At 64.9% G+C, this 13455-nt stretch carries 12 protein-coding genes; 2 read left to right on the top strand and 10 right to left on the bottom strand.

All coding sequences use genetic code 11. From position 1 onward, the window contains the following. Nucleotides 1-2: 2 nt before the first annotated feature. The 6 genes from HHL13_RS04435 to HHL13_RS04410 form a co-directional block, all read right to left on the bottom strand. The gene (locus HHL13_RS04435; RefSeq protein ID WP_169554531.1) at nt 3-716 is read right to left on the bottom strand and encodes a TonB-dependent receptor; all 714 of its coding nucleotides are present in this window, start codon (nt 714-716) and stop codon (nt 3-5) included. A 59-nt stretch (nt 717-775) separates the two neighbouring features. Continuing rightward, nucleotides 776-1576, bottom strand: a complete 801-nt coding sequence (locus tag HHL13_RS04430; RefSeq protein ID WP_169554530.1) for an SDR family oxidoreductase — start codon at nt 1574-1576, stop codon at nt 776-778. Beyond that, a complete protein-coding gene (locus HHL13_RS04425) occupies nt 1573-2337 on the bottom strand; it encodes an SDR family oxidoreductase (RefSeq protein WP_169554529.1) in 765 nt (254 codons plus the stop codon). Before HHL13_RS04425 ends, HHL13_RS04430 begins: the two co-directional genes overlap by 4 nt. Nucleotides 2338-2424: 87 nt before the next feature. Then, entirely contained in the window at nt 2425-3441 is a 1017-nt protein-coding gene (locus tag HHL13_RS04420; protein WP_169554528.1) for a phosphotransferase family protein, read from the bottom strand. Beyond that, nucleotides 3438-4523 carry a Zn-dependent alcohol dehydrogenase gene (locus HHL13_RS04415; RefSeq protein WP_169554527.1) on the bottom strand — a complete coding sequence of 362 codons (1086 nt, stop codon included), beginning with the start codon at nt 4521-4523 and terminating at the stop codon, nt 3438-3440. Before HHL13_RS04415 ends, HHL13_RS04420 begins: the two co-directional genes overlap by 4 nt. Further along, the gene (locus HHL13_RS04410) at nt 4523-5806 is read right to left on the bottom strand and encodes an acyl-CoA dehydrogenase family protein (protein ID WP_169554526.1); all 1284 of its coding nucleotides are present in this window, start codon (nt 5804-5806) and stop codon (nt 4523-4525) included. Before HHL13_RS04410 ends, HHL13_RS04415 begins: the two co-directional genes overlap by 1 nt. Nucleotides 5807-5956: 150 nt before the next feature. On the opposite strand from HHL13_RS04410, the gene HHL13_RS04405 reads away from it, so the two are divergent. Continuing rightward, nucleotides 5957-7210 (top strand): TetR/AcrR family transcriptional regulator, encoded by a 1254-nt coding sequence (locus HHL13_RS04405; RefSeq protein ID WP_169554525.1) that lies wholly within the window; start codon nt 5957-5959, stop codon nt 7208-7210. 25 nt (nt 7211-7235) lie between these two features. Then, the gene (locus HHL13_RS04400; RefSeq protein ID WP_169554524.1) at nt 7236-7709 is read left to right on the top strand and encodes a surface-adhesin E family protein; all 474 of its coding nucleotides are present in this window, start codon (nt 7236-7238) and stop codon (nt 7707-7709) included. 27 nt (nt 7710-7736) lie between these two features. On the opposite strand, the gene HHL13_RS04395 is transcribed toward HHL13_RS04400, so the two are convergent. From HHL13_RS04395 to HHL13_RS04380, 4 genes are all read right to left on the bottom strand, one after another. Then, nucleotides 7737-8513 carry an SH3 domain-containing protein gene (locus tag HHL13_RS04395; protein ID WP_169554523.1) on the bottom strand — a complete coding sequence of 259 codons (777 nt, stop codon included), beginning with the start codon at nt 8511-8513 and terminating at the stop codon, nt 7737-7739. A 38-nt stretch (nt 8514-8551) separates the two neighbouring features. Then, nucleotides 8552-8908, bottom strand: a complete 357-nt coding sequence (locus tag HHL13_RS04390; RefSeq protein ID WP_169554522.1) for a hypothetical protein — start codon at nt 8906-8908, stop codon at nt 8552-8554. A gap of 24 nt (nt 8909-8932) precedes the next feature. Beyond that, nucleotides 8933-10222, bottom strand: a complete 1290-nt coding sequence (locus HHL13_RS04385; protein WP_169554521.1) for an MFS transporter — start codon at nt 10220-10222, stop codon at nt 8933-8935. A 97-nt stretch (nt 10223-10319) separates the two neighbouring features. Then, the gene (locus HHL13_RS04380) at nt 10320-13121 is read right to left on the bottom strand and encodes a TonB-dependent receptor (protein ID WP_346775475.1); all 2802 of its coding nucleotides are present in this window, start codon (nt 13119-13121) and stop codon (nt 10320-10322) included. Between the last annotated feature and the right edge of the window lie 334 nt (nt 13122-13455).

Raw genomic sequence — 13455 nt, 5'->3', positions numbered from 1 at the left:
CCCTAGGGCTTGGGGGAGACGACCATCGTGTAAGGCACATAGAGGAACACATCGGTCAGCCCGACCTGCGTCCACTCCACCGGCCGGTCGAGCCCGCGCAGCTCCACGCCATAGTCCGGTCCCAGCCGCCCGGTGACCGCCTTGGCGTCGGCGGCGATGATGTCGAGGATTTCGCCGCGAAACTTGTCGGGCCCGACGATCGACAGCGTCAGATTGCCCTCGTCGCCCTGAACCTCGGCGCGGCCCACGGAAGGAACCGCCTTCAGGAAGCGCTGGATACGCTCGCGCGCGGCAACGCCGTCCACGCCGGATCCCAGCTTCACCTTGACGCGGAACGTCACCCGATCGGTATCGGGCCGGCCGTCTCCCGTGAAGCCCAGATTGCGGTAATTGGCCAGCGTCAGCGGCTCGACCACGACGCTGCCCGTCGCCAGCTCGACCTGATGCTTGGGCGCCAGCTCGATCGCGCTGCGCACCATCTGCAGGATTTCGGTGCGCCGCACCTCGCGATCGCGCGTATCGCCGACGATCGAGACCTGCAGGATCGCGAAGTCGGCGGCGCGGCGCAGTCCGATCACCGGGCGCGACGCATCGAACCCGCCGGATGCGCGCCGCGATCCGGTCACGACCACTTCGTCATTCGCATAATCCTGCGCCATCGCCGGAACCGGCGACAGGCACAGCGCTACAAACAGGGATCGCAACAGGATCGACATGGCACCCACTCCTCTCGAATACTGGGAGAGAGGCTGTAGCGGGTCCGCCCGCGAGTCAATCAGGCCGCGGTCTTGCCGAACTCCTGCCGCGTCACCGGATGGCTGGTCGAAAGCCCGCCATCGACCACCCATGCCTGTCCGTTGACATAGCTCGCCTCGTCGGACGCGAGGAACAGCGCCACCCGCGCAATCTCGTCGGGCACGCCGGCGCGGCGCAGCGGATTGAGCCGCCCGATCTTGTCCTCAACGCCCTTGTCGCGCGCATATTCGAACGCGCGCTGGGTCATGCCCGTCTCGATCAGGCCCGGACAGATCGCGTTCACCCGCACATTCGATCCCGACAGCTGCTGTGCGCTCGTCTGCACCAGATTGATCACCCCGGCTTTCGAAGCCGAATAGGCCGGTCCGCCCGCGCCCGATCGAAGGCCCGCGACGCTGGCGGTGCACACGATCGCGCCCTTGCCGCGATCCACCATCCGCGGCGCGGCATGTTTGATCGCCAGGAACGGCCCGATCAGATTGACCCGCAACACTTCGGTCCACAGCTCGACATCGGATTCGAACAGGCCGGTAATCCCGCCCGAAATCCCGGCATTGGCGTAGAAGACATCCAGCCCGCCAAATTCGGCGCAGGCCAGCGCGACCACATCCTCGACGTCGCGCTCGGACCCGGCATCCATCTGCACCGCGATCGCCGCGCCGCCCCCTGCCTTGATCGCCTCGACCGTTGCGTTGACCGCATCGGTCTTGTCGGCGGCGATCACTTGCCCGCCTTCCGCCGCGAACGCCCTGGCGGTCGCCCGGCCGATGCCCGAACCCGCGCCGGTCACGATGATCGATTTGCCTGCGAACCGCGTCATATCGTCGTCCCTCCGTCGATCACGATCGACTGTCCCGTGATGTAGGCGCCCGCCTTGCTGGCAAGGAACACCACTGCGCCTGCGACATCCTCGACTTCGCCGAACCGCCGCAGCGGCAGCACCGAGTTCATCGCTTTCACCCGTTCCGGATCCTCCCACAGCGCGCGGGCAAAATCGGTCTTGATCACACCGGGCGCGATGCAGTTTACCCGCACATTGTCCGGCCCCAGCTCGACGGCAAGGTTGCGCGCCAGCTGCATGTCGGCTGCCTTTGAGACGTTGTACGCGCCGATCAGCGGCGATCCGCGCAGCCCGCCGATCGACGAAACGATGATGATCGCCCCGTCCTTGCGCTCGCGCATCTCAGGCCCGACCATCTGCGCCAGCCAGTGGTTCGACAGGATGTTGTTGTCGAGGATCTTGCGGAACTGCTCGTCGCTGATCCCAGCCATCGGCCCGTAATATGGGTTCGACGCCGCGTTGCAGACGAGGATGTCGATCCGGCCGAACGCCCGCCGCGTCTCGTCGACAAGGTTCTGAAGCGCGGCCTTGTCCGAAATGCTCGCGGCCACCGCAATCGCCGTGCCCTCGCCATGCGCTGCGTTGATCACCGCGGCGACTTCCTCGCACGCATCCTGCTTGCGGCTGGAGATCACGACCTTCGCGCCATGCTCCGCCAGCGCCTCCGCCGCCGCGCGGCCGATGCCCTTGGTCGATCCGGTGACGATCGCCACCTTGCCGCTCAGGTCGAACAAATTCACGTCCATTTCTCCGTTCGTTTCGAGCGAAGTCGAGAAACCGAAGTCGTCAACGCCGTGTCTCGACTAGGCTCGACACGAACGGGCGCATCACGCCCCCGCCTTCACCGCGAACTCCCACGCCGCCGCGACCAGCCCCGGCATCCGCGCCACGGTCGCCGCCGCCTGATCGCTCGACGCATTGCCGTCGATCATCCGCTTCTTGATCCCCTGAACGATCCCCGCCAGCCGGAAGAGGTTGTACGAGAAATACCAGTCGAGATCGGGCACCCCGTCGCGCCCGGTCGCCTTGCAATATCGCGCCACGACCTCGTCGATCGTCGGGATGCCGGTGGCAGGGCCTGTCAGCCCCATCACGCCGCTACGCCCCTCGGGCTGGGTCACCCAGCTCATCAGGAAATAGGAAAAGTCCGCCAGCGGATCGCCCAGCGTCGACAATTCCCAGTCGAGCACCGCGATCACCCGCGGATCGCGATTGTCGAAGATCATATTGTCGATGCGGAAATCGCCGTGGACGATGCTCATCCGCGTCTGCTCGGGCACGGTGCGCGGCAGCCACTCGATCAGCTTGTCCATCTCGGGCAGATCGTCGGTCTGGCTGGCCTTGTACTGTTTCGACCAGCGGCCCACCTGACGCTCGAAATAATTGCCCGGCTTTCCGTAATCGCTCAGCCCCACCCGATCGACATCGATCGAATGCAGCTTCGCCAGCGTATCGACAATCGCATTGTAATGCGCGGTCCGCTCCGCCGGAGGCATCCCGGGCAGCGACCCGTCCCACAGCGTCCGGCCCTCGACCATCTCCATGATGTAGAAGGCCGAACCGATGACCGCGTCATCCTCGCAAAGCCCATAAGGTTTCGCGACCGGAAAGCCCGCCGGATGCAGCGCCGCGATCAGCTTGTACTCGCGATCCACCGCATGGGCGGAGGGCAGGATCGGACCGAACGGCTTGCGCCGCAGCACGTACGACCCGCTCGCCGCATCGATACGGTAGGTTGGATTGCTCTGCCCGCCCGGAAACTTCCGGACCGTCATCGGCCCCTTGAAGCCTTTGACGTTCGCCGCCAGCCAGTCGCCCAGCTTAACCTCGTCCATATCGCTCATGGGAAGATGATCACCGATCGCGCGCTGTCTCCCTTGCGGAGCTTCTCCAGCGCGTCATTGACGTCCTCCAGCGCGATCCGCTCGGCCACCATCGTGTCGAGGTCGAGCAGCCCGTCGAGATACATCTTCACCAGCCGCGGCATGTCGATCGGAAAGCGGGTTGAACCCAGCGACGATCCCTGGATCTTCTTCCCGCTCAGGAAGGTCGGCCCGGCCAGGCTCACGCTGTTGCCCGGCGCGATCATCCCCAGGATCGTGGCGGTGCCGCCCCGGCGCAGGATGTTCCACGCCAGCTCCGCGGTGCTCGACCGCCCGACCGCTTCGATCGCATAATGCGCGCCGCCACCGGTCAGCTTCATCACCTGCTTGGCGACATCGTCCGCGCTCGCGTCTATGGCATGGGTCGCGCCCATCTTCATCGCCAGCTCGCGCTTTTCGAGCACCGGATCGATGGCGATGATCATCCCCGCCCCCGCGATCTTCGCGGCGTTGATCGCCGAAAGGCCGATCCCGCCCGCACCGATCACCGCCACGCTCTCGCCCGGCTGCACCTTGCTGTCATGGAAGATCGCGCCCGCCCCGGTGATCACCGCACAACCAAGCAGCGCGGCGCGGTCCAGCGGCATCGCCTTGTCGATCGCGACGCACGCATTCTCGTGCACCAGCATATATTCGGCGAAGGACGACAGGTTGATGAACTGCGTCACCGGCGTCCCGTCGGGCAGCTTCAGCCGCGGCTCCGCATCGGCCGGACGCTTTGTCGAGGGATCGACGCACAACGACGGCCGCCCGCTCACGCAGAATTCGCAGCTGCCGCAGAACACGGTGAAGAAGGTGATGACATGATCGCCCGGCTTCAACCGCGTCACGTCGCTTCCCACCCGCTCAATGACGCCCGAAGCTTCATGCCCCAGCACGGTCGGCACGGGATGCGGCCACGCCCCGTCGGCAAAGTGCAGGTCCGATCGGCACACGCCCGCCGCCGCCGTCCGGATCACCACTTCGCGCGGGCCGGGTTCGCCAAGCTCGACCTCGGTGATCTCCAGCGGCTGCTTTGCTTCTCGAAGGACGGCTGCCTTCATCACCGGCTCACCCCGATATCCCCCGAACTCACCCGGTCCGCCCGGAAATCGTGATACTTCCCGAACTCGTTCCGCGCGATTGCCCGGTTGTGGACCTCGTCCGGACCATCCGCGAAGCGCAGCGTGCGCACCGACGCCCAGTTATGCGCCAGCTCGAAATCGCCCGAAACGCCGCCGCCGCCATGCGCTTGGATCGCGTCGTCGAGGATTTGCAGCGCCATCAGCGGCGCCTGCACCTTGATCATTGCGATCTCGAGCTGCGCCGCCTTGTTGCCGGCCTTGTCCATCATGTCCGCGGCCTTCAGGCACAGCAAGCGGGTCATCTCGATATCGATCCGCGCCCGCGCGATCCGCTGCTCCCACACCGAATGCGACGCGATCGGCTTGCCGAACGCCACGCGGCTCAGCAGCCGCTTCGCCATTGCTTCGATCGCTTCCTCGGCGACCCCGATGGTGCGCATGCAATGGTGGATGCGGCCCGGCCCCAGACGGCCCTGCGCGATCTCGAAACCGCGCCCTTCACCCAGCAGCAAATTCTCCGCCGGAACCCGTACATTCTCCAGCACCACTTCACCATGCCCATGCGGCGCGTGATCATACCCATAAACCGAAAGCATCCGCTCGATCTTCACGCCGGGCGTGTCGAGCGGCACCAGGATCATGCTTTGCTGCGAATGCTTGGCGGCTTCGGTATTGGTCTTTCCCATAACAATCGCGACAGCGCAACGCGGATCGCCGACACCCGAAGACCACCATTTCCGCCCGTTGATCACATAGTCGTCGCCATCGCGAACCATGCTCGTCTGGATGTTGGTCGCATCGGACGATGCCACCGCCGGCTCGGTCATCAGAAAGGCCGAACGGATCTCGCCTTCCATCAGCGGCTTCAGCCAGCGATCCTTCTGCGCGCGGGTGCCATAACGGTGGAAGACTTCCATATTCCCCGTGTCCGGTGCCGAGCAGTTGAACACCTCCGGCGCCCAGCCAATCCGCCCCATCTCCTCGGCGCACAGCGCGTATTCGAGGTTGGTCAGTTGCTCGCCGCGAAACTCGAAACTGTCGTCGACATGCGCCTGGCCCGAATGCGGCGGCATGAAGAAGTTCCACAAACCCTCGGCCTTGGCCTTGGCCTTCACCTCCTCCAGCACGCGGTTGACCTTCCACCGCTCGCCGCTGTCCGCTTCGGCATGATAGTCATGCTGTCGCGGCCGGACATTTGCATCGATGAAGGCTTTCACGCGGTCGCGGTAATAGGTCTCGCGCTCGTTCAGCGTGAAGTCCATGACATCTTCTCCTGATACTGTTCGAATCTGGCTTAGAGCGTACCGGTTTTTCGGTAAAGGGGATTAGCCCCTGAAAAAACGTGGGTTCGAATGTCCCGCGAAATTCCAAAAAACTCTTTTGGATCGCACCGAAATGGCTAAGCTGGCCCGATGAATGCCCCGGACAATATCGCAGCCGACAAGGCGAGCACGGAAGGAGGAACCAAGCGCTTTCAGGCAAAGCGCGACGCGATCCTCGCCGCGGCCGCCGACGCGATCAACGAACAGAGCGCCAAGGGCATGACCTTTGCCGACGTCGCGCGCCGCGTCGGGCTGAACACCACCTCGGTCACTTACTATTTCAAGCGCAAGGAAGACCTTGCCGCCGCTGCGTTCGAACAAACGCTCGACAAGCTGCGCGAGATGCTGACCGACGCGATGCGGGAGCCGACGCCAGAGGCCCGCGTTGCCCGTTATCTGCGCATCAATTTCGAACGGCTGGCGGCGATCCAGCGCGGCGAGGAAAAGGCGCTCGCCATCCTCTCCGATCTTCGCGCGATGGACGGCGCGTTGAAGCGCGAGTTGCTCGCCGGCTGGCGCGAAGTGTTCCGCATGACCCGCAGCCTGTGGGGCGCGGAGGGCACGCGCGCCGAAACCGATCTTCGCGGCGCCCGCGCGCATGTGCTGCTGGAAAACACCTTCTGGCTCACCGCCTGGCTCACCCGCTACGAAGTCGACGAGTATCCGCGTGTCGAGGCGCGGCTGATGCAAGTCTTCAGCCAAGGCATCGCCGCGCCGGGCCAGAGCTGGTCGCCGACCATGCTCGACCTCGAACATGACGAGCCCGAGCCGGGCCGCGAAGCCTTTCTCCTTGCCGCCACCCGCCTGATCAACGAACTCGGCTATCGCGGCGCGTCGGTCCAGAAGATCGCGAGCGAGCTCAACGTCACCAAGGGCAGCTTCTACCACCATCTCGATGCCAAGGACGAGCTGGTCATCGCCTGTTACAAGCGCAGCTTCGACATCATCGCCGATGCCCAGCGCCTCGCGGACGAAGGCGGCGGCACCCATTGGGACCGTCTCGAAAACACCATCGCGACACTGCTCGACGTCCAGTTCTCCGAGCGCGGGCCGCTGCTGCGCACCACCGCGCTGTCAGGCCTGCCGCCACGCGAACGCTCGACCATGATCGACCGGTCGAACCGCATCGCCCGCCGCTATGCCGGCATGCTGTCCGATGGCATCGCCGAAGGATCGATCCGCGCGATCGATCCCCTTGTCGCCTCGCAGGCGCTGATGGCGCTACAGAACGCGGCATTCGACATGCGCAAATGGGCCGGCACCATGCCGCGCGAAAAGGCCGTGGCCTTCTACGCCTCGACATTGGCCTATGGACTGTTCGACGATCGTGTGCTCGATCTCTGACATCAGTTCCCGGGGGAGAATGAACGTGAAGCCGACCCATCTTCTGGCCGCCATTGCCCTGCTCGCGCCGGGAACGGCCTTTGCGCAGGCGTCGGACTGGCGCTTCGTCGACGTGACGGCCAGCGGCACCGAGCGCGAAAGCCTCATGCTCGTCGATGCCAAGTCGGTCACCAACCCCGCCAAGGATATTCGCGAAGCCTGGAACTCGAACGTCTTCGCCCGCAATCAGGATCTCGGCAACGGCACGCTCTATTCCGAGCTGCGGATCAAATATCGCTTCGATTGCGCTGCCAACACCTTCGCGATCCGCGACATCAGAATCCTGCTGGACGGCACGGCGGTGACCGAGACCTCGACCGAAGGAGAGGCCAAGGTGATCAATCCCGGAACACCTGCCGCGAAGATGGCAGCTGCGGTGTGCTCCGGCAATTTCAGCGGCTTCGCGCCCGCCCGGGGCGGCACGCCCAACACCGAACGCCGCGCCCGCTTCGGCGGCTGACCGGCGCGTTCATTCGTAACCGCCAATTCATTCGTAACCGAACGTCGCGTTCCAGTTCACGCTGCCGTCACTCCGGCACTTGAGGGCGCCGGATTCGCACGTCTGCCTGGTGCGGAAGGCATAGCTTCGCACCCAGCCCTGCACCGGTTTGCTCCGCGCAATCTCGGCGGGCGTATAGTCGATCCACTGGCCGTTCGCATCGCGCCGCGCGGTTTGGCGATACTCGACCCGCAACCATTCGCCGCGGCAATCGAGCAGTTTCAGCGATTGGCGCACCATATGCGCATTCACCGCGCCGTCGGGATCGATCACGGCGGCGGTTTCATCGGGCGCCGCGCGCGCCGGACCCGTCACGCCTTGCTCCGGCCGCTGCAGGTCGATCGCGATCGCCCGCGAATGCACCCATCCGGCGCCGGTGTAATTGGGAATATCGTCGCCGATTCCTTCGGAAATCGGGTCCGCGCCATCGATCTGCACCCAGTCGCCCCGCACGTCGACGATGCGGAAACCCGGGCCGTAATAGTCGGGCGGACCGGTCCAGCGATGGCTTTCGGGATCTTCGACCGACTGCAGCACGCCCAGAATCTTCGCCTTCGCATCGGGCTCTGCCCGCACGTTCAGCCCCTTGCGATCCTGCTCGACCGACATGCCCGCGGCGGCGCAGCGCGTCGTGATCTTCTCCACCACGGGGGCAGGCGAAGCGTCATTCCCGCGATCGGCGCTGTCATTCGCCACCGGCGCGTCGCTGCACGCCGAAAGAGCCAGCGTAGCCGCTATCCACAGAGTTTCGCGCGCGCCCCGCATGGCCGGAGCCTAGCGCCCGGAGCGGCGCGAAGCCATCCTCAGCGCGGCGGCTTGGAAATCGTGGCCCGCTGCCCCGTGCGGGTCTCGATCGTCACCGGGCCGCGAGGATTGGGGGGGATCAGCGCCCGCACCCGTCGGAACAGCGTCCGCGCCTGCGTCGGCGTCCGCGTCTTCGCGCACAGCGTCACTTCGCCTTCGCGGCCCCAGCGGTGGCTGGTCGTGCTGCGCACCGTCCGGTCACGCTTCAGCAGCCGCTCGGTCTTGCGCAACGAATTCTGGTCGATCCCCATCGCATAGCTGCCGAACGACACGGTCAGCGAGCAGTCGGTCGGCACGCCCGATTGGATCGGCGTGGTGGCGGCAAGCGCGGCGAGCAGGATGGATGTCATCGTCATGCGGACAATTGAGGCCCGCGCGCCTTAACCGTGCCTGAGCAGCACCCCCGCCCGCCAGTAATGGAAAATCGCCCAGGGCGTCACCGCGGCGAATGTCACCATCGCCCAGCGCAGCGAGTCCGCCCCCAGCGCCGGCTTCAGCAGCGTGCTGATCACCCCGACCAGCGTCGGACCCAGCCCCAGCCCCACCAGATTGATCACCAGCAGTGTGATCGCGGCCCACAGGGCCCGCTGCCGCATCGGTGCCAGTCCCTGGATCAGCGCAAAGCTGGGGCCGAGATAGCTATTCGCCAGAAGCACCTGGATGAAATAGGCCGAAATCGCCGCCACCGGCAGGTCGAGGATCAGAAAGGCCAGCGTGAACGGCAGCGCCATCGTTTTAAGCACTGCGACCATCGTGCTCTGCATGTGCAGCCCCCGCGTCCGCGCGAACCGGTCCGCCAGCTTGCCGCCCAGCACCGCCGACAACATGCCGAGAAAGCCCGCGGGCAGCGCGACATAGAGCGCGATCTGTTCCTTGTCGAAGTCCAGCGAGCGCTGCATGTAGCTCGGCCCGAACGCGGTCAGGCCGTATCCGATCATCGATGTGATGGTCACCGCCATCACCAGATGTAGCGCCGCCGGCGTCCGCAGGATCGCGATGAAGCCGTCGCGCAGCGGGGGCATCGGCGCTGCTGCCGCAGCAGCGTGCTGCGGATCGGACAGTCCCCGGCGCGGCTCGACGACGAACAGCCAGACGATCAGCGCCAGCGCCACACCGGGCAGGCCGATGATGAACATCGCGGTCCGCCAGCCATAATGGTGCGCCACCAGCCCGCCGATCGTCGTGCCGAACGCCGCGCCCAGCACCACGCCCAGCGAGTAGATGCCCATCGCCCCGGCGCGCTTCTCGGGCGGATAGAGATCGGCGATCATCGAATGGCTCGGTGGCGAAGACCCCGCTTCGCCGATGCCCACGCCGATCCGCGCGAGCAGCATCTGGGTGAAATTCTGGGCAAGGCCGCCAAACGCGGTCATCGCACTCCACACCGCCAGACTGATCGCGATGATCCCCTTGCGATTGGCGCGGTCAGCCAGCCACGCGACCGGGATGCCCAAAGTCGCATAGAAGACTGCGAAGGCCAGCCCCGCCAGCAGCCCGAGCTGCCAGTCGACCAGCATCAGGTCCCGCTTGATGTCCTCCTGCAGGATCGCGAGGATCTGCCGGTCCATGTAACTGAAGAAATAGGTCAGCGTGAGCAGCGTCAGCGTCACGCCACGGCGGCGGATCGCACGCGCGTCGGCGTCGCTCTGTGATGGCGATGGCTCGGTCATGACACTCCACGCGACGAAAGGGCCGGCTCCGGTCCGCTGACCCCGAAACGAAGAAGGGCGCGAACCTCAGGTCCGCGCCCCTCCTTTTTCATCCGGCTCAGAACTTGAACCGGCCGGTGATCCCGTAGGTCCGCGGTTCGGCCAGAAAGCTCGAGAAGAGCTGGTTTGCCGTCGCGAAGCTCGGTGCCCCAAAGCCGGGCGCGGTGATCTGCGCGCGGCTGTTCGATCCCTGGAAGGGCGAGTTGAACGCGACCTGCTGATAATCCTCGTTGAGCAGGTTCTGCGCCCAGAACTCGATCGCCCACTTCTCCTCGGGGCCACGGATACCGATGCGGCCGTTGACCACCGTGTAGCCGTCCTGCTCCTTCTCGGGGAACAGGTCGGAGCCGGTGTTATAGTCCGAGGTGGTACGCTGATCGATGTAGAACAGCGCCGAAAGGCCGCTGCTGCCGAGATCCGGCGTCCACGAGAAGGACGTGGTCACGACATGCTCTGGCGCGTTGGACAGATTGTCGCCGGGCAGCAGGAACAGCGCGGGGTCGAGCGGGGTGCCCGTGTTGCGGCCGACCAGATTGTTGCGGAACTTGGTCTTCGAATAGGTGTAGCCCGCATTCACCGCCACGTTACGCGACGGATAGAAGCTGGCTTCCAGCTCGACGCCCTCCGAGCGCACGCCCGGACCGATTTCCCCGGCCGGGCAGGTGCCGGTCGCCGCCGACGGATCCCGGTCAGCCCCGCTCAGATCGTTTTTGCAGCCCGCGATGTTCTGGACCAGGAAGACCGAGCCGTTGAACGTGTTGAGCTGGAAGTCCGAGAAGTCCTGACGGAACAGCGCGACATTCATGTTGAAGCGGCGGCCGTTATATTTGAAGCCGATTTCATAGGCGTTGACCTTCTCGGCGTCGAACTGGAGGTTCGTCGTCCCGAAGGCCGCGCCACGTCCGCCGACATTGCGCGGATCATTCTCGGCATATTGCGGCAGGCCCAGCGCCGAACGGTCGAGGTTGAACCCGCCCGCCTTGTAGCCCTTCGAATAGCTCGCATAGACCAGCAGCCGGCTGGTCGGCTTCCACGACAGCACCGCCGTGCCGGTCCATTCGTCCTCGTCGCGCGTATCCGCCAGATTGAGGGCGTTGAGGCTGCTCGAGCTGTTGCCCTGGCAGGTCAGGTTGACCACGCCGGCGGCAAGGCCCTGAAGCGATGCCGGCAGCGGCGTCGCACCGCCCGTCAGATACGGCGAGAAGAAGGCGCGCTGCACCGGGCAGATGGTGTTATTGTTGTTGAACTTCGCGCTGAAGTCCTTGCTTTCGCTTGTATAGCGGCCGCCAACGGTCAGGTTCACCGTGTCGGTGAGCTTGATGATGTTGTGCGTGAAGACCGCGAAGTTGCTGCTCTTCTGGTAATAATCGGCGTTATTGTCGCCCAGGCTGTTGACCGTGCTCAGCCGGTCGAGACCGGCGAGGAAGATCGGCGCGGCAGCGCCCAGCGCTCCGCCAAAGGCCTGCCGCCCGGTCGCGCCGCCCAGCGCCACCTGGGGGGTCGTGCCGAGACAGCCGGGCTGGGTCGGATCGCGCAGCAGCGCGTTCGGGCTGACCGTCGCGACCAGCCGGCACGATGCAAACGCACCATATTGCGTTCCGAACTTCAGATTGTCGCGAACGTGCAGCTTCTCGTTGGCATAGTAGCCGCCGATCAGCCAGTTGAGGCGATCCTCGAACGCCGAACCCTGCAGGCGGAGTTCCTGCGTGAAGGTGCGGAACTGGCGATAGGAATTGCCGTCGTCGGCGCGGTACAGGATATCGACATTGCTATAGTCGATGTCGCCGCCACCCGCGGCCTTGTAATCGCGATAGGCGGTGATCGACGTCAGCGTCGCGCCGCCGAAATCATAGTTTATCTCGCCCGACAGACCCCAGTCGGTGGTCTTGCCGGTATAGGGCCGGTTCGCATTGGTCGCGATGCGGCGGCTATAGGGATCGCCGGCGCTCGGGTTGCGGAAGCCCAAGCTGGTCATCACCGCGACGATGCGGTTCGACGAAGCCGTGCTGAAATCGCCGGGCACGCCGGGCGTCGGATCGGTCGTCTCGTCGAGGCCGGTATAGACCGCCGCGCAGCAGGATTCGCTGCGACTGGTATAGTCGCCGATCAGGCGGACGCTCAGGTCCGAATTCGGCTGGAACAGCAATTGGCCGCGAACGAAATAGCGGTCGCGGTCGTTGACCCGGTCGATCACGTTGCCGCTGGCGTCGACATTCTCGTAAAAGCCGTCGCGCTTCACATAGACGCCATCGATCCGCGCCGCGACCGTCTCGGACAGCGGTCCGGTAATGCCCAGCTGGCCGCGCCAGTAATTGAAATTGCCATAGCTCGCCTCGGCCTTGCCGCCGAAAGTGAAGGACGGCGACTTGCTGACGATGTTGATCAGGCCTGCCGACGCGTTACGCCCGAACAGCGTGCCCTGCGGCCCGCGCAGCACTTCGATCCGCTCGATATCGCCGAGTTCGTTCAGGCCGATGCCCGACCGCGAGCGGTACACGCCGTCGATAAAGGTCGCGACCGAGCTTTCGAGGCCCGGATTGTCGCCCACCGTGCCGATGCCGCGGATACGTGCCGAACCGTTCGATTCCGAACCGGTCGACGAGACCAGCAGCGACGGGGCCACCTGGTTGAGCTGACGGATATCGCTCGCGCCGGTCTTCTCCAGCGATTCCGCGGTCACCGCCGAAACTGCGATCGGCACGTCCGACAAGACTTCGGAGCGCCCCTGCGCCGTCACGACGATTTCGGGGTTGTTGCTGCCGTCGTCCTGATCGGCGGCATCCTGGGCAAAAGCGGGCGCGGACAGCGCCATCACGAACGCAGGCACAGCACAGGCCGTCAAAAGGCGAAACCGCATCATCATCATCTCTCCCACCATGGCCGGAGCACTTCGCGGCTCCATACCCTATACTCGAATAAGCCGGTTTCCCCGGCGTCCGTCAAGCATAACAAACGTTGCAAAGCAGGACGGTTCTAGGGTGTTGCAGGAAAGTCATAGGTATCGGTACGGCCGGACCGGTCCCGAACCATTTTTCGAAACGGCAGAAATGGGTAAGCGCAGAGAGGCGCCTGGCCACCCCACGCGTCACCCCGGACTTGTTCGGGGCATATCCCTTTCGACCAAACGGGCGTTTTCGTGCTCCGGCGAAGGCCGGAGCGTTGGAGGTAGGGGAGGATGTTGCCAGCGCTCCGGC

The organism is Sphingomonas sp. G-3-2-10 (genome assembly GCF_012927115.1).
In the GTDB taxonomy this organism is placed as follows: Bacteria; Pseudomonadota; Alphaproteobacteria; order Sphingomonadales; family Sphingomonadaceae; genus Sphingomonas.
Note: the sequence above shows the minus strand (reverse complement) of the source record. Positions and strands in the feature narration are given on the sequence as shown.